Consider the following 16,317-nt stretch of genomic DNA (forward strand, 5'->3'; position numbering starts at 1 on the left):
TCCTCATCCTCGGGGTGTCCGACGGTAGCGCACGGGCGCGAGCGCTGGGACATGCAATGGCCCGCAGCGTCCATGATCAAACCCAGTCCGACTGGATTTCCAGACGGTCAGTTCTGGACTACTGCATGTCCCAGCGTCGGGGACTCAGCGGGCCGTCGCACCCAGCCGTACCGCGGCGGCGCGCAGGGCGTCGGGGTTCGGGCCGGCGGAGAGCACTTCGCGGCTGGCGGCCGGCAGCACCCGGGGGTACGCGGGGCCGAAGAGCGCGGCGAGGGAGTCCACGGTGCCGCCCTGGGCTCCGATACCGGGCACCAGGATCGATCCGGTGAACCCGCTCAGGTCCAGGCCGAGCTCGGTCAGCGTGCCGCCGACAACCAGGCCGAAGGAGCCCGGATCGGCACCATCGTTGGCGGCCTGGCACTCATCGGCCATCAGCTGCGCGACGCTGCGCCCATCACTGGTCGCGAGCTGCACCTGACCGCCCTCGGGGTTGGAGGTGCGGCAGAGCACATAGAGGCCCTTGCCGGTGTCCCGTGCCACCTCGATCGCCGGGCCCAGCGAACCGAAGCCGAGGAACGGCGAGACGGTCAACGCGTCGGCGGCCAGCGGCGAGGAGTCGTCGAGATAGGCCCGGGCGTACCCGGCCATCGTCGAACCGATGTCGCCCCGCTTGGCGTCCAGCAGGGACAACGAGCCGGCGGCGCGGATATCGGCGAGAACCCGTTCCAGGACGGCGATTCCGGCCGATCCGAAAGCTTCGAAGAACGCCGACTGCGGTTTGAAGATCGCCACCGTGTCACCGAGCGCCTCGACGGTGCCTCGGGCGAACGATTCCAGCCCGGCGGCGTCCTGGGTCAGACCCCAGGCAGCCAGCAGCTGCGGATGCGGGTCGATGCCGACGCACAGCCGGCCCCGCTGCTCGATCGCGGCCGCCAGGCGTACCCCGAATGTTTCGGTCATCGCTCCCCCAACTGGTTCATCGTGAGCTGGTTGATCCGGCCCACGAGTGCGGGTCCGCCGTAGATGTAGCCGGTGTAGAGCTGCAGCAGTGCCGCACCGGCGTCCAGCATCGCGCGGGCATCGTCGGCGGACATGATGCCGCCGACCCCGATGATCGGCAGCTCGGTGCGTTCGGCCAGCCAGCCGACGACCTCGCGGGATCGCTGGGTGAGCGGGGCACCCGACAGACCGCCCGCCTGGTCGGCCAGCGCCCGGTCCCTCCCGACCAACCCGTCGCGGGCGAGCGTGGTGTTGGTGGCGATCAACCCGCTGGCACCCTGTTCGGTGCAGACCGTGAGCACATCCTCGAGCGCATCGAAGGTCAGATCCGGCGCCACCTTGACGAAGATCGGGACCGGTCCCTTCGACTCGTCGCTGCGCTCCTCGCTCAGGAAACGAGTGGCGGCGGCCGCAGTGGTCAGCGCACCGAGCAGGTCACGGAGGGCCGAGGCATCCTGGAGGGTACGCAGGCCCGGGGTATTCGGGGAGGAGACGTTGATCGCGATGTAGTCGGCGTAGGGCGCGAGCAATCCGAAGCTGGTCAGGTAATCGGTGACCGCCTCCGCCAACGGGGTCACCTTGGATTTGCCGAGCGAGATGCCCAGCGGGATCCCGGCGACCCGGTTGCCGCGGCGTACGCCGAAACGCTCCAGACTCGCCGCCATCGCGGCCGCCCCGGGGTTGTTGAAGCCCATCCGGTTGACGATCGCGCGCGATTCGACGGCACGGAACAACCGCGGCTTCTCGTTGCCGGGTTGGGCATGCGCGGTCACGGTGCCGAGTTCGACGTGCGAGAAACCGAGCGCAGACCAGGCCGGTACGCCGACCGCGAACTTGTCCAGGCCGGCGGCCAGCCCGACCGGTCCGGGAAAGTCGATCCCCGCCACCCGGACCCCGCGCGTCGGCTTGGGATGCAGGGCACCGACCAGGCCGCGCAGCGGCGCCACCCGCGCCAGCGTCGCCACCTGCCGCAGCGTCCGCTCGTGCGCGACCTCGGGGTCTCCCCCGCCGGACGCGAACAGCGCCGGCCGCAGCAAACGCCGGAATCCGTTGTCCAGCAGGGGAATCCGGAGATCGGTCACGACCGCGCGGCTCCCTGCGGCTCCCGGTCCGAGGAGCGGTCCGGTTCAGTGTCCCCCGCCGCTGCCGCGGCATCGGCGACCGCGTCGTCGGCGACCGAGCGTTCCGCGGCGGCCGCCCAGTCCTGCAGGGACCGCACCTCGATGCCGCCGACGCGCAGCGCCTCGATGCCCTGCACCGCAGCGCCGAGGCCCTGCACGGTGGTGATCGAGGGCACGTTGTGCCGGACCGCGGCGGTCCGGATCTCGTATCCGTCGGCGCGCGGTGCCCCATCGACGGTCACCGCACCGTGCGGGGTGTTGAAGATCAGGTCGACCTTGTCCTCCCCGATCAGCTGGGTGATCGTCGGTTCGCCGTTCGGACCCGGGCCCTGGGTGTGCTTGCGCACCTCGGTCACCTCGACCCCGTTGCGACGCAGCACCGAGGCCGTGCCGGCGGTGGCCAGGATCGTGAAGCCCAGATCGGCGAGCCGCTTGATCGGGAAGATCGCGTGCCGCTTGTCCCGGTTGGCCGCCGACACGAACACCGTGCCGCCGTCGGGCAGCGGGCCGTTGGCCGCCGCCTGGCTCTTGGCGAAGGCGACACCGAAGTTCTCCGCCAGCCCCATCACCTCACCGGTGGACTTCATCTCCGGGCCGAGGATCGTGTCCACCGAGCTGCCCTCGGGGGTGCGGAACCGGTTGAACGGCATCACCGCTTCCTTGACCGCCAACGGTGCCCCGGGGCGGACCACCGAGCCGTCGTCGTCGGCGCGCAGCACGCCCTCGGCGCGCAGTTCGGCGATCGTGGTGCCGAGCATGATCCGGGCGGCGGCCTTGGCGAGCTGGGTGTTGGTCGCCTTGGAGACGAACGGCACCGTCCGCGAGGCCCGCGGGTTGGCCTCCAGCACATACAGCGTGTCACCGGCCAGGGCGTACTGGATGTTCAGCAGTCCGCGTACGCCGACGCCGCGGGCGATCGCCTCGGTCGAGGTGCGGATCTTGTCCACCACCTCCTCGCCGAGGGTGATCGGCGGGAGCGCACAGGCCGAGTCGCCGGAGTGCACGCCGGCCTCCTCGATGTGCTCCATGATCCCGCCCAGATAGAGATCGGTGCCGTCATAGAGCGCGTCCACGTCGATCTCGACCGCGTCGTCGAGGAAGCGGTCCACCAGCACCGGGTGCTCCGGGGAGATCTGGGTGGAGCGGCGGATGTAACCGGCCAGCGACTCCTCGTCGTAGACGATCTCCATGCCGCGTCCGCCCAGCACATAGGAGGGCCGGACCAGCACCGGATAACCGATCTCGGTGGCGATGTGGCGGGCCTCGTCGAAGGTGCTCGCCATCCCGTGCTTGGGGGCGGGCAGCGAGGCCTCGTCGAGCACCCGGCCGAAAGCACCGCGCTCCTCGGCCAGGTGGATGGCCTCCGGGCTGGTGCCGACGATCGGTACGCCGGCGTCCTTGAGTGCCTGGGCCAGGCCGAGCGGGGTCTGCCCACCGAGCTGGACGATCACCCCGGCGATCGGGCCGGCCTGCCGTTCGGCGTGCACCACCTCGAGCACGTCCTCCAAGGTGAGCGGCTCGAAGTAGAGCCGGTCGGAGGTGTCGTAGTCGGTGGAGACCGTCTCGGGATTGCAGTTGACCATGATGGTCTCGTAACCGGCGGCGGACAGCGCCATCGACGCGTGCACACAGGAATAGTCGAACTCGATGCCCTGGCCGATCCGGTTCGGACCCGAGCCGAGGATCAGCACCGCCGGCTTCTCCCGCGGGACGACCTCGGTCTCCTCGTCGTAGCTGGAGTAGTGGTAGGGCGTCCGGGCGGCGAACTCGGCGGCGCAGGTGTCCACGGTCTTGAAGACCGGGCGTACGCCCAGCGCCCAGCGGACACCGCGGACCACGTCCACCGGCAGGTGCCGCATGGCCGCGAGCTGGGCATCGGAGAAGCCGTGCCGCTTGGCCTGCCGGAGCAGCTCCGGGGTCAGTTCGTCGGCGGCGATCACCTCGTCGGCCACCTCGTTGATCAGCACCAGCTGGTCGCAGAACCAGGGGTCGATACCGGTGGCCTCGTGCAGCTGCTCGGCGGTGGCGCCGGCGCGCAGCGCCTTGAACAGCAGGATCAGCCGGCCGTCGTGCGGCCGGGATGCCCGCTGCAGCAGGGATTCCACCGATTCGGTGACCGGGGCGGCGAAGTCGAACCGGGCCCGGGGATCCTCCAGCGAGCGCAGCGCCTTGCCGAGGGCCTCGGTGAAGTTGCGGCCGATCGCCATCGCCTCACCGACCGACTTCATGTGCGTGGTCAAGGTGTCCTCGGCGGAGGGGAACTTCTCGAACGCGAACCGCGGGATCTTCACCACCACGTAGTCCAGCGCGGGTTCGAAGCTGGCCGGGGTCTCCTGGGTGATGTCGTTGCGGATCTCGTCCAGGGTGTAGCCGATCGCCACCTTGGCGGCGATCTTGGCGATCGGGAAACCGGTCGCCTTGGAGGCGAGCGCGCTGGAGCGGGACACCCGCGGGTTCATCTCGATGACGATCATCCGGCCGTCGTCGGGGTTGATCGCGAACTGGATGTTGCAGCCGCCGGTGTCCACACCGACGGCGCGGATGATGCCGATGCCGACATCGCGCATCCGCTGGTATTCGCGGTCGGTCAGCGTCATCGCCGGGGCGACGGTGATCGAGTCACCGGTGTGCACACCCATCGGGTCGAAGTTCTCGATGGAGCAGACGATCACCACGTTGTCGCTGGTGTCGCGCATCACCTCGAGCTCGTATTCCTTCCAGCCCAGAATGGATTCCTCGATCAGCACCTCGGTGACCGGGCTGGCGGCCAGGCCGGTGCCGGCGATCCGCCGCAGCTCGTCCTCGTCGTGGGCGAACCCGGAGCCGACCCCGCCCATGGTGAAGCTGGGGCGTACCACGCAGGGATAGCCGAGCTGATCGGCGGCGGCGAGCACCTCGTCCATGGTGTGACAGATCAGCGAGCGGGCCACCTCGGCGCCACCGCCCGGGATATCCAACGCCTGAACGATCTCCTTGAACTCCTCGCGGTTCTCACCGCGCTGGATCGCCTCCACCGAGGCACCGATCAGCTCGACCCCGTAACGCTCCAGCACCCCGTTGTCGTGCAGGGCCACCGCGGCGTTCAAAGCGGTCTGCCCGCCCAGGGTGGCCAGCAGCGCATCCGGCCGCTCGGTCGCGATCACCTTCTCCACGTATTCGGGGGTGATCGGCTCGACGTAGGTGGCGTCGGCGAACTCAGGATCGGTCATGATCGTCGCCGGGTTGGAGTTCACCAGGATCACCCGGTAGCCCTCCTCGCGCAGCACCCGACAGGCCTGGGTCCCCGAGTAGTCGAACTCGCAGGCCTGACCGATCACGATCGGCCCGGAGCCGATCACCATGATCGACTTGATGTCGTCCCGCTTGCCCACGTCAGGCCCTTCCCTCGTTCAGCGCTTGGTTGGTGGACAGCACGTCGGTGAACCGGTCGAACAGGTACGCCGCATCGTGCGGACCGGCGGCGGCCTCGGGGTGGTACTGCACCGAGAACGCCTTCAGGTGGCCGTTGGCATCGCGCAGTTCCAGGCCTTCCACGACGTTGTCGTTGAGCCCGATGTGGCTGACCCGGGCGGCACCCCAGCGGGTCTCGGTGTCCCGACCCAGCGGCGCGTCGACCGCGAAGCCGTGGTTGTGGGCGGTGACCTCGACCTTGCCGGTGGAGCGGTCCAGCACCGGCTGGTTGATGCCCCGGTGACCGTATTTCAGCTTGTAGGTGCCGAAGCCGAGCGTGCGGCCGAAGACCTGGTTGCCGAAGCAGATCCCGAAGAACGGCATCCCATCGTCCAGCGCCTCGGTGAGCAGGGCGACGGCATCGTCCATCGTCGACGGATCGCCGGGGCCGTTGGAGAAGAACAGCCCGTCCGCGCCGGTCGCGCGCACCTGGGCGTACGTGGCCGTGGCGGGCAGCACGTGCACATCGATGCCTCGCTCGGCCATCCGGCGCGGGGTCATCGTCTTGATGCCCAGGTCGATGGCGGCCACGGTGAACCGCTTCGTGCCCTCGGCCGGGATCACATAGGCCTCGGGGACCGTCACCTCGCCGACCAGGTTCGCGCCGGCCATCGACGGCTGCTCCTTGACCCGGCGCAGCAGCGCCTGTGGATCGGTCTCGGTGCTGGAGATGCCGACCCGCATCGCGCCGCGCTCGCGCAGGTGCCGGGTCAGCGCGCGGGTGTCGACGTCGCTGATGCCGACGATGCCCTGGCTGGCGAGTTCCTCATCGAGGGAGCGGCGGGAGCGCCAGTTCGACGGCATCCGGGCGGCGTCGCGGACCACGTAACCGGCGACCCAGATCTGGCTCGATTCGTCGTCCTCGTCGTTCCAACCGGTGTTGCCGATGTGCGGCGCGGTCTGGATCACCACCTGGCGGCGATAGCTGGGATCGGTGAGTGTCTCCTGATAACCCGACATCGCGGTCACGAAGACCGCCTCGCCGAAGGTCTCCCCGGCTGCGCCGTAACGGCGCCCGGTGAAGGTCCGACCGTCCTCCAGAACGAGGATCGCGGTGGCAGAGTTCTGCTGTGTCATGCGTGTGTGACCGTCCTTTCCTGCCTCACGGGACAGGACTTAAAGGTTGGCTCCAAATCTGCCCCAGCCTAACGTACTCACCTCACCCGAGGCGCATCCGCGACGCCCGCTGGACGGCGTACCCGGGTGTGAGTCCGCTCACGCACGGGGCCCTCTACGGTGAAACCCATGCGGATCTGGGTGAGTGGTACCAGCGGGAAGCTCGGCGGCGAGGCGGCCCGGCAGCTGCGGACGGCGGGGCACGACGTGGTCGAGGCCGATGTGCGCAGCGGTACGCCGGTGAACCTGCTCGATGCCGCGGCGGTCGCGCGCTCGATGCGCGGCTGCGAGGCGATCGTGCACTGCGCCGCGATCCCGAGCCCGGAGGGTCAGCAACCCGAGCACCTGGTGCACAACAACGTGATGTCGACGCTCAATGCGCTGGAGCAGGCCTGGCGGGCCGGGATCCGGACCGCGGTGCTGGCCTCCAGCGGGTCGATCTATGGCACAGCATGGGCGCCGGAGCCGATCCCGCACGCCTACGTCCCGGTCGACGAGGACACCCCGCTGGACTATGTCGACCCCTATGCGCTGAGCAAGGACGTGCTGGAGCGGATGGGTGAGATGTACGCCCGGCGCGGCATGACGGTGACGGCGCTGCGGTTCCAGTGGATCATCACCGCCGAGGAGGTACGCCGATTGCGCGGCGAACCGGTCGGTCCCGACGACGCCCGGAATCTGTGGGGCTATGTGGAACTCGGTGATGCCGCCCGGGCCTGTGTGCTGGCCCTCGACCCGAAACCCGGCCATGGCAGGTACCAGGCGTTGCTGATCACCGCCGCCGACACCCGCGCCGGCCAACCCATCGAGGAACTGCTGGACACCTGGTGCCCCGATGTCCCGCGGCGCCGGGAGTTGCGCGGAAATCAGGCCGCCTTCGACTGCTCCCGCGCCGCCGAGGTCCTCGGCTGGTACCCCACGCCCATCGAGTAGCAATCCCGGCAGAGCGAAGCGGCGCCGGGATTGCGTGTCGAGATGAACCCGTTCCTCTCGACACGGCCGCAAGCGGCCTGCTCGAGGAACGTTGCAGAGACGGCCGCAGGCGGCCTATTCGAGGAACGCGCAGGGTGTCAGCTCCAGCGCGGGTGGGAGAGCCAGTCGATGGCGGCCATCGCGGACCAGGACTGCTGCGGGCTGCCCAGGGTCTCCCCGGTGCGGGGTTCGTAGTATTCGCCGAAGGTGAGGTCGCGGAGCTGGTCGAGGCCGGCGGCCCGCCAGCGCAGCGCGTCCTCGCGGTGCCCGGAGCGCAGCGCGGTCCAGGAGAACAGCCAGTTCATCACCGGCCACACCGGGCCGCGCCAGTACTCCCGCGGTTTCAGCTCGGGCGAATCGAGGCTGACCGTCGGCGGCAGCCAGAACGCCATCTCCGGATGCCCGCACCAGCGTTCCCCGCGCAGCAGGTCGCGCTGCCGGACGGTCGCCGGGTCGTCCCCGCCCATGAGCACCGCGGCGAAGCCGCCCATCGTCTCGGTGTCCAGCCAGCGGTTGGCGCGGATGTCGAAGTCGCGGCACAAGCCGGTGTCGGGGTCGATGGTGGCCAGTACGCCGGCTCGGGTGCGTTCGGCGCGGGCGCGTTCCACCTCGGCCACCTCGGGGTGCCCGAGATCGGTGGCGATCCGGGCCAGCGATTCGGCGGCCAGCACCAGGATCGCGGAGAGGAAGACGTCAGTGACCCGGAAGTCCAGCACCTCCTTGACCCGGGTGTCGTCGAATCGGACGCTCTTCATCTGCTCGATCAGGGTGATGTAGCGCTGGTATTCGTCGTCGGTGGGCCGCTCGGCGGCCGCCGCGTGGTTCAGGTCGAGGCGTTCGAACTCGAGGCGCCTGGAGGTGTCCACCGCGGCGTACACCTCATCCCAGCGGGGCGAGTTGTCCATCCCGGATTCCCAACCGTGGTGGATCTCGACGACGTCGTCATAACCGCGGGCGGTGGACAACCACTCGTGCCAACGGGCCAGTCTGGGCAGCGCCTCGGCGGCGAACTCCTCGGCGATCCGCCGGTTCGCCCCGCCGGCCCGGCGGGCCTGATCCAGCACCAGGTCCAGGGCGATGGCGTGCACCGGCGGCTGGCAGATTCCGGAGCTGCGTACGCCCGGTGGCAGCCCGACCGCGTTGGCGGTCCCCCAGTCGTCGAAGTCGGGGAAGTAGCCGGGCTGGTCGGAGAAGATGATGTGCGGCAGCATCCCGGTGGTCCACTGTCCGGCGAGCACGGTGCCCAACTCGGCCAGGGCGCGCGGCACCGACAGCTGCGCCAGGCCGATGGCGACGAAGGCCGCGTCCCAGGACCACTGGTGCGGATAGAGGCTCGGCCCGGCCTTGATCATGGAGCCCAGGTCGTTGTCCCGCAGCACGGCGGAAGCGGTCTCCAGCAGCTCGGTGTCGCTGGTCAGGCGGGCCGGGGCAGAGCTCACGAGGCCGCTCCCTGGGTCACGGTGCGGGTGCCGCCGGCCCCGCTGAGGTCCCAGCCCATCCCGGATTCGGGATCGTAGAGCCGGATGGCCTCGGGGGCGAGCGCGAGGGCGACCTGCTCCCCCGCCTGTACGCGCACGGTCGGTTCGGTCTGCACCTTGATCGTCGCGGGCGCGGCGTCACCGCCGGCACCACTGGCCACCTCGACGGTGAGCAGATTGTGCGAGCCGAGGGGTTCGGCCACCAGCACCGTCCCGGCCAGCGCACCCGGTGTGCCGGGTTCGGTGATCCGGATCGCCTCCGCACGGACACCGAGCCGGACCGGGCCGCTCAGTCCGCTGCCGGCGGGCAGTTGCAGGCCGTGCTCGCCGATCTGCACCGACTGCCCGTCCCGGGTGACCTGGCCGTCCAGGAAGTTCATCGGCGGCGAACCGATGAAGCCGCCGACGAAGGTGTCGGCCGGGTGGTCGTAGATGTTCAGCGGGGTGTCCAACTGGACGATCCTGCCCTTGCGCATCACCGCCACCTTGTCACCGAGCGAGAGCGCCTCGGACTGGTCGTGGGTGACGTAGACGGTGGTGGTGCCGAGCTCGTCGACGATCCGCTTCAGCTCGGCCCGGAATTCCAACCGCAGCAGGGCATCCAGGTTCGACAGCGGCTCGTCCATCAGCAGCACATCGGCGTCCACCACGATCGCGCGGGCCACGGCCACCCGCTGCCGCTGGCCACCGGAGAGCTGGGCGGGGAATCGGTCCAGATAGGGCGTGAGCTGCAACAGATCCGCCGCCCAGGCGACCTTCTTCTCGATCTCATCCTTCGGCATCTTCTGCTGGACAAGGCCGAAGGCGATGTTGTGCCGCACCCGGCGGTGCGGGAACACCGCATAGGACTGGAACACCATCGACAGGTTCCGCTTGTGCACCGGCATGTAGGTGACGTCCCGGCCACCGATCGCGATCGCACCCTCGGTGGGCAGTTCCAACCCCGCGATCATCCGCAGCAGCGTCGTCTTGCCGCAGCCCGAGGGACCGAGCAGCACCATGAAGTCGCCGTCGGTGATGTGCAACGAGACGTTGTCGGTGGCCCGCTCGGTCGAGCCGGGGTAGACCTTGACCAGGTCCTCGATCTGGATGTCAGCCATCTCATCCTCCGTGTTTCGGGTACGCCTCCGCGTCAGCGGATGGTCGTGCCCCACATGTTGAGCAGGTACTTGCGCATGATCGCGATGAAGATCAGCGCGGGAATGACCAGGAACAGGCCGCCGGCGAAGCGGAACGCCAGCGGCGAATCCGACAGCGAGCTCAGCACCTGGGCCGGCAGCGTGCGCTGGGTGAAGGTCAGGATGGTGGCACCGAGGACCTCGTTCCAGGAGCCGACGAAGGTGAAGATCGACGCCGCCGCCATGCCCGGCAGGGCCAGCGGCAGCACCACCTTCAGGAACGCCTTCACCGGGCTGCAACCGAAGATCCGGGCCGCCTCCTCCGCGTCCACCGGCACCGCCAGGAAGACGCTGGAGGTGATCAGGATGGTGGTCGGCAAGGACAGCGCCGAGTGCAGCAGGATCACCGCGAGCGGGGTGTCGTAGATGCCGACGGTGAGGAACAGCTGGGCCAGCGGCACCGAGAGCACCACGATCGGCAGTGCCCGGGTGAACAGCAGGAACAACTGGTAGGGATCCTTGCCACGGAAGGCGAAGCGGGCGATGGCGTACCCCGCCGGAGCACCGACCACCGAGGAGAGGATGAGCGTACCGATGCCGACGTAGAGCGAGTTGATCAACCCGCCGATGATGCCCGAGGAGGCCAGGAAGGTGCTCATCGTCTCGGTCGAGAAATACTTCGGCCAGAGCGCCTGCGGGAAGGTGTTCAGCCCTTCCCGGGAGCTGAACGCGGCCACCGCGATCAGATAGATCGGCACGAACATGAACAGCGACACCGCGATGCAGGCGACCTGCAGCCAGGCCCGGCGCCGCTTCAGTGCCTGCAACGGCTTCTTGTCGACCTGGATCCGCCCGGCGCCACCACCGGCGGCGGGATTCGGTGCCTGTGACTGGGTCGTGCTCATCGGGTCACCTCCCGGGACTGGTCCCGCAGCGCACGCAGATAGATGACCGCGGTGAGCATCGAGATCGCCATGATCACCAGGGCGTACGCCGAGGCCACATTGGGATTCTGCAGGCTGGCGTACCAGCGATAGGTCTCCCCCACCAGCAGCGGGAAACTCTCCCCGGTGAGCGCCTGGGCGACCGCGAAGGTCTGGAAGGCCAGGATCGTCCGCAGGATCAGCGCCACCTGCAGCGAGGGGCGCAGCAGCGGCAGGGTGACCTGCCGGAGCCGGGTGAAGTAGCCCGCCCCGAAGACCGCGGCCGCCTCGTCGTAATCCTTCGGAATCCCTTGCATACCGGAGACGACGATCACCAGCACCAGCGAGGTGGCCCGCCATATCTCGGCCAGCACGACCGCCAGGAACATCGTCGAGGTGCTCTGGTAGTTAAGCCAGGACACCGTCGGCAACCCGAGGTTGGTGAGCACCGAGTTGAGGTAGCCACGATCGGCGAAGATCGACAGCCAGACCAGACCGGCGGCCAGATCGGAGACCGCCAGCGGCACCGCCCAGAGATAGAAATAGAAGCCGCTGAACTTCGGGCGGGCCTGCAGCAGCAGCGCCATCGTCAGGGCGAACACGAACTGCAGCGGGATCACCACAACGATCAGCAGCAGCGTGTTGCGCACCGCGGGCCAGAACTTGGCGTCGCTGACCATCCGCTGCCAGTGGTCCATGGTGAACCCGTCGGAGCCGGTGAAGGCGGCGACGATGCCCATCACCATGGGATAGGCGAAGAGCAGCAGCATGTAGAGCACCGACGGCAGGATCAACAACCAGGCCGAGGTGCTGCGCGAACGGGGCCGTCCGCCGCGACGCGGTGCTGCTGGTTGCGTCGATCGGCTGACGGTTGCGGTCGAGGCCATCAGCCCACCTTGCAGGGCTGACCGTTGCTGCTCGGATCGGGCGCCCAGCAGGGCACCTTGACCTCATCGAGGATCTTCTGGATCACGTTGGCCTGGTTCGCGATCACCTCGGGGATCGGCTTGTTCTGCAGGCAGATCTGGGTGAACGTGTCCTTGAAGGCCTGACCGAGCTCGGCGTCCTTGGCGCCGACACCGACCGGGGGCAGCGCGACGATCGCCTTGGGGTTGTTCTGCTGCGCGGTCACCGCGGCGGATTCGAGCTTGACCGCCGGCGGCAGGTCGGCGGGCGGATCTCCCTTGATGACGGGGAAGAACGCGTTCTCCTTCAGGGTCGCGTTCTGGACATCGGCCTTGAGCAACGACTCGATGGTCTTGTTGGCCTTGGTGCGGTCGCCACCCTTGGGGATGGCCAGGCCGGCCACGATCAGCATGTAGCCGAGACCCTTGGGCCCGGTCGGTGCGGGCACCATCACCCAGTCCTCCGGCTTGGCCTTGGGTGCGCCGACGAGCCGCGCGACGTGGTCCCAGGCGACCAGCACCTCACCGCTGGCCAGCGGGTCCTGCATGTTGTCGTAGTTGGTGGAGGCCGGGTTCATCGCCGCCCAGAGTTCCTTCATGTACGACCATGCCTGCTGGGCATCCGGGCCGGCGAAGGTGGTGATCTGGCCACCGGTGAAGCTGGGCAGCAGGTAACCCTGGAAGAAGCGGTGGTAGAGGCCCTTCGGCCCGCAGGGCAGCCCGAACACGCCCTTGCCACCGTTCGCGGCCTGGGCCGCCTTCGCCCACGCCAGGAACTGGTCGTAGGTCAGGTTGTTGACATCGGCGCCGGCCGGCAGCCACTGCAGCGCCTTCTTGTTCACCGCGACCACATAGGTGGCCTGCATCCAGGGGATGAACTTCTGGGTGGACCCGTTCAGCTTGCCGAGCTGGATCAGGTCCTCGGGTACGCCGGCAGCGGTCGCGGCGCCGGTCAGGTCGCTGACGTCCTCCAACTGGTCGGCGACCGGCGCGAGGTCGCCGTAGAGCCCGCCCACCAGGTCGAAGGCGACCTTGTTGGCCTGCACCTGGGTCTTGATCTGGGTCAGGAACTCGCTGGTCGACGGGGCGACGTTGTAGCTCACCGGCGGGTCGGTCAGGAACTGTTTGACGATCGCCTCGTAGCGCTGCTTCTCCTCGACCTGGCTGAACTGGGTGCCGTAGAACTGCATCGAACCGGCACCACCGCCACCGCCGGTGGTCGAGGCGCCGGCACAGCCGGCGAGCGCGCCCGCGAACGGGATGGTGGCGGCCGCGCCGAGGCCGAGGCCGAGAACGCGCCGACGGGAAAGACTGGCGGGATTCGACATCTTTGTCTCCTGACGTAGTTGGTGCCCCTGCAACTTCTGTCTTGCGCTGAAACATAAGCAGGTGGAGGATGGATCGTCAATCCCCGTGGCCTGCGTGTGCACGATCGTTACCCACGGGGGAGACTGTCCAACGACCGAGTTCGCACTCGGTCGGGCCGAGGGAGGTTGCCGGTGGGCGAACGAGGGATCGAGCCGCGCGGCGCGGCGAGTTGTGGCGCGCTGCTGCAGGAGATCCGCGAGGCCGACGGCATCACCCGCCAGGATCTGCTGCAGGTCACCGGGATGTCGCGGTCCACGCTGTATCAGCGGCTGGACCTGTTGGAGCGTGCCGGATTGATCCACGAGGCCGGCCAGGAGTCGTCGTCGGGCGGGCGGCCGCCGAAGCTGGTGCGGTTCGACGACCGGGATCGGTTGGTGCTCACCCTCGACGTCGGCCAGACCCGGGCGACGGTCTCGGTGTGCCGGTTGGACGGGACCGTGCTCGCCGGCACGGAGGTGACACTCGAGCATCCCGGCCCGGCCGAGTTGCTGGCCCGGTTGTCCTCGGTCGCCGATCCCCTGCTCGCCGAACAGAGTGGGCGGCTGATCGGCGTCGGGCTGGGCATTCCGGCGCCGGTGCAGGCACCGGGGGATGTGCGCTGGCCGACGGTGGCGATGCCCGATGCGGGCTATCCCCTGGTCGATGATCTGGTGCGACGCTTCAAGGTGCCGACCTGTGTCGAGAACGACGCCCGGGTGCTGACCCTCGGCGAGTACGCCGCGGCGGGCGGTCGCGACGGGATCTTCCTCGGCATCAAGTACGCCTCCGGCCTGGGGGCCGGGGTGGTCACCCACGGCCAGATGCTGCGCGGTTCGATCGGCGCGACCGGGGACATCGGACACCTGCGGCTCTCCGACGGCGGGCCGCTGTGCACCTGCGGGAACCACGGCTGCCTGGCGGCGTACACCTCCGGGAATGCCTTGTTGCGCGACCTTTCCGGCCGGGTGGACACGCTGACCGATGCGATCGAGTTGCTCGATGCCGGGGATGCCGAGGTCACCGAGTGGTTCGACACCGCGATCCGCACCTTCGGGCACACGCTGGCCGGGTTGGTGCAGACGCTCAACCCCGACGAGGTCGTCTTCGGTGGCTACCTGGGGCGGCACCCATGGATCAGCGATCGGCTGGCCACCGCGATCCGCGACTTCACGCTGCACCGGGTGAACGAGAACACCGTGCTGCGCCCGGGCTCCCAGGGCGCGCTCGCCGGCACCCTCGGGTTGGTCTGGCTGGTGAACAAGACCGTGTACGCCCCCGAGCGCGTCAACGAACTGATCGCCGACCTCCCCTGACCACGTTCATCGAGTAGCCAGCCATGCGCAGCACAGCGGAGCAATGGCTGGCGTGTCGAGATGAACCCACCCCTAAAAGTTGTCCACAGATTTCAGAATCTCTCTGCTGGACGGGAAATCCGGGCGAAAACTGTCAGACCCCCTCTGTTGAATGGGGAGCATGAACAGCACCGCAGCTGATCCGATCACCACCGCCGAAGCGGTCGACGATCTGCTGCGCCGACTCACCGCCATGGACACCCGCCCGCTCACCGACGAACAACTTCTCCACCTCGGTGAGATCAGCGAACGCATCACCGCCCGCGCTCACGCCCTCGCCATGCGAACCCTGGCCGACATCGACACCTCCGGGGCCAGCCAACACGTGCACGGAGTCCGCACGACGACCTGGCTGCGGGAACGCCACGCCTACGCCTCGAACCACACTGCCGGCATCCTGCGCGAGGCCATCCGCACGGTGAACGCACCGGTGGTCTGGCAGGGCCTCGCCGACGCCACCGTCTCACCCCGCCAGGCAACCGCCATCCTCGGTGCCATGAAGCACCTCCCGCCGGAACTCCCACCAGGCAGGGAAACCGAAGCGCAGCGGACCATGCTCGACCACGCCGATCGGCTCGACCCGGCCGAGCTCACCGTCGTCGGTCACCGCTTGATCGAGGTCATCGACGCCGAGCACGCCGACGCCCTCCTCGAGCACCGGTTGGAACTGGAAGAACGCACCGCTCGCCGCAACCGCGAACTCCACCTGCACCCCGACGGCATGGGCTCCACAATCATCAAGGGCCGAGTCCCGATCGCCGAAGGCGAGAAGCTGGCCGCACTACTCGACTCACTGGTCGACACACACCGCAAAGACGAACCACCATTGTGCGGGACCTACTGCACCGGTCCGTCCTGCGCGCTGTGTGGCGGCCGCCCATCGCGGGCGATGCGCCGCGCCGACGCACTCATGGAACTCGCCCAGGCCCACGCCGACGCGAACCACGCACCCGCCCGTGGCTCCGATCGCGCCCGGGTGAACGTCACCGTCGACCTCGACACCCTCCGCCGCGGCATCGACTGCACCGACACCCCCACCGGACGCATGTCAGCCCAACAGCTACGCCTGCTCGCCTGTGACGCTGAAATCATCCCGATGGTCCTCAACTCCTTCGGCATCCCCCTGGATGTGGGGCAGCTCCACCGGTTCTTCGATGGCGAGCTCCGCGCCGCCCTCGTCACCCGCGACGGCGGCTGCATCTTCCCCGGTTGTGACCATCCCGCCCGCCGCTGCGACGCCCACCACATCCGACCCTGGTGGTGCGGCGGACCCACCAGCCTCGACAACGGCGTACTCCTCTGCCCCTACCACCACGCCCTGGTGGAACCCTCGCGTACCCAACTCCACAACGAGAACCGCTGGGAGGTCCGCCTCAACCCCGAAGACCACCTACCGGAGTTCCTGCCACCACGCGCACTTGACCGGAACCGTCGACCCCGACGGCATCTGCGGCATCGCCTGCGGCAGCGTCCGATCGGCGATGACGACCATTGACGAGTATCGATGGCCGGAAAGGTGGGTTATTCGACGTTGTG

General features: G+C 68.6%; 12 protein-coding genes. 3 read left to right on the top strand and 9 right to left on the bottom strand.

Translation table 11 applies throughout. The features are described from left to right. Positions 1-144: 144 nt before the first annotated feature. From pyrF to carA, 4 genes are read right to left on the bottom strand one after another with little or no spacing between them, the layout of a single operon-like run. Positions 145-960, bottom strand: coding sequence for an orotidine-5'-phosphate decarboxylase (gene pyrF / locus BI335_RS03490; protein ID WP_094429660.1), 816 nt, complete (start codon positions 958-960; stop codon positions 145-147). Next, positions 957-2,081, bottom strand: a complete 1,125-nt coding sequence (locus BI335_RS03495; protein WP_229119416.1) for a quinone-dependent dihydroorotate dehydrogenase — start codon at positions 2,079-2,081, stop codon at positions 957-959. The genes pyrF and BI335_RS03495 overlap by 4 nt, the downstream gene beginning before the upstream one ends. Then, positions 2,078-5,491, bottom strand: coding sequence for a carbamoyl-phosphate synthase large subunit (carB, locus tag BI335_RS03500; RefSeq protein ID WP_094406351.1), 3,414 nt, complete (start codon positions 5,489-5,491; stop codon positions 2,078-2,080). Before carB ends, BI335_RS03495 begins: the two co-directional genes overlap by 4 nt. 1 nt (position 5,492) lies before the next feature. Beyond that, a complete protein-coding gene (carA, locus tag BI335_RS03505; RefSeq protein ID WP_094429661.1) occupies positions 5,493-6,647 on the bottom strand; it encodes a glutamine-hydrolyzing carbamoyl-phosphate synthase small subunit in 1,155 nt (384 codons plus the stop codon). 168 nt (positions 6,648-6,815) lie between these two features. On the opposite strand from carA, the gene BI335_RS03510 reads away from it, so the two are divergent. After that, positions 6,816-7,619, top strand: a complete 804-nt coding sequence (locus BI335_RS03510) for an NAD-dependent epimerase/dehydratase family protein (RefSeq protein WP_094429662.1) — start codon at positions 6,816-6,818, stop codon at positions 7,617-7,619. A gap of 137 nt (positions 7,620-7,756) precedes the next feature. On the opposite strand, the gene ggh is transcribed toward BI335_RS03510, so the two are convergent. The 5 genes from ggh to BI335_RS03535 are packed head-to-tail and all read right to left on the bottom strand — an operon-like array spanning position 7,757 to position 13,410. Continuing rightward, the gene (ggh, locus tag BI335_RS03515) at positions 7,757-9,097 is read right to left on the bottom strand and encodes a glucosylglycerate hydrolase (RefSeq protein WP_229118075.1); all 1,341 of its coding nucleotides are present in this window, start codon (positions 9,095-9,097) and stop codon (positions 7,757-7,759) included. Then, positions 9,094-10,236, bottom strand: a complete 1,143-nt coding sequence (locus BI335_RS03520; RefSeq protein ID WP_094429663.1) for an ABC transporter ATP-binding protein — start codon at positions 10,234-10,236, stop codon at positions 9,094-9,096. Before BI335_RS03520 ends, ggh begins: the two co-directional genes overlap by 4 nt. A gap of 32 nt (positions 10,237-10,268) precedes the next feature. Then, a complete protein-coding gene (locus BI335_RS03525; RefSeq protein WP_094429664.1) occupies positions 10,269-11,159 on the bottom strand; it encodes a carbohydrate ABC transporter permease in 891 nt (296 codons plus the stop codon). Further along, on the bottom strand, positions 11,156-12,064 hold the full coding sequence (locus BI335_RS03530) for a carbohydrate ABC transporter permease (protein WP_094358651.1): 909 nt from the start codon (positions 12,062-12,064) through the stop codon (positions 11,156-11,158). The genes BI335_RS03525 and BI335_RS03530 overlap by 4 nt, the downstream gene beginning before the upstream one ends. Beyond that, the gene (locus tag BI335_RS03535; protein ID WP_094425481.1) at positions 12,064-13,410 is read right to left on the bottom strand and encodes an ABC transporter substrate-binding protein; all 1,347 of its coding nucleotides are present in this window, start codon (positions 13,408-13,410) and stop codon (positions 12,064-12,066) included. Before BI335_RS03535 ends, BI335_RS03530 begins: the two co-directional genes overlap by 1 nt. Before the next feature lie 171 nt (positions 13,411-13,581). On the opposite strand from BI335_RS03535, the gene BI335_RS03540 reads away from it, so the two are divergent. Next, on the top strand, positions 13,582-14,742 hold the full coding sequence (locus BI335_RS03540) for an ROK family transcriptional regulator (RefSeq protein WP_144009060.1): 1,161 nt from the start codon (positions 13,582-13,584) through the stop codon (positions 14,740-14,742). Positions 14,743-14,902: 160 nt separating this feature from the next. Next, complete coding sequence (locus BI335_RS03545; protein ID WP_172421708.1) at positions 14,903-16,276, top strand: HNH endonuclease signature motif containing protein; 1,374 nt, start codon at positions 14,903-14,905, stop codon at positions 16,274-16,276. Positions 16,277-16,317: the final 41 nt, after the last annotated feature.

Source organism: Enemella evansiae, from assembly GCF_002250705.1.
Taxonomy (GTDB): Bacteria; Actinomycetota; Actinomycetes; order Propionibacteriales; family Propionibacteriaceae; genus Enemella; species Enemella evansiae.

What these genes read in the sequence shown, in the direction of transcription:
- pyrF (WP_094429660.1), bottom strand. Translation starts at nt 960, where the DNA reads ATGACCGAAACATTCGGGGTACGCCTGGCGGCCGCGATCGAGCAGCGG.
- BI335_RS03510 (WP_094429662.1), top strand. Translation starts at nt 6,816, where the DNA reads ATGCGGATCTGGGTGAGTGGTACCAGCGGGAAGCTCGGCGGCGAGGCG.
- BI335_RS03545 (WP_172421708.1), top strand. Translation starts at nt 14,903, where the DNA reads ATGAACAGCACCGCAGCTGATCCGATCACCACCGCCGAAGCGGTCGAC.
- carA (WP_094429661.1), bottom strand. Translation starts at nt 6,647, where the DNA reads ATGACACAGCAGAACTCTGCCACCGCGATCCTCGTTCTGGAGGACGGT.
- BI335_RS03530 (WP_094358651.1), bottom strand. Translation starts at nt 12,064, where the DNA reads ATGGCCTCGACCGCAACCGTCAGCCGATCGACGCAACCAGCAGCACCG.
- BI335_RS03525 (WP_094429664.1), bottom strand. Translation starts at nt 11,159, where the DNA reads ATGAGCACGACCCAGTCACAGGCACCGAATCCCGCCGCCGGTGGTGGC.
- BI335_RS03520 (WP_094429663.1), bottom strand. Translation starts at nt 10,236, where the DNA reads ATGGCTGACATCCAGATCGAGGACCTGGTCAAGGTCTACCCCGGCTCG.
- BI335_RS03535 (WP_094425481.1), bottom strand. Translation starts at nt 13,410, where the DNA reads ATGTCGAATCCCGCCAGTCTTTCCCGTCGGCGCGTTCTCGGCCTCGGC.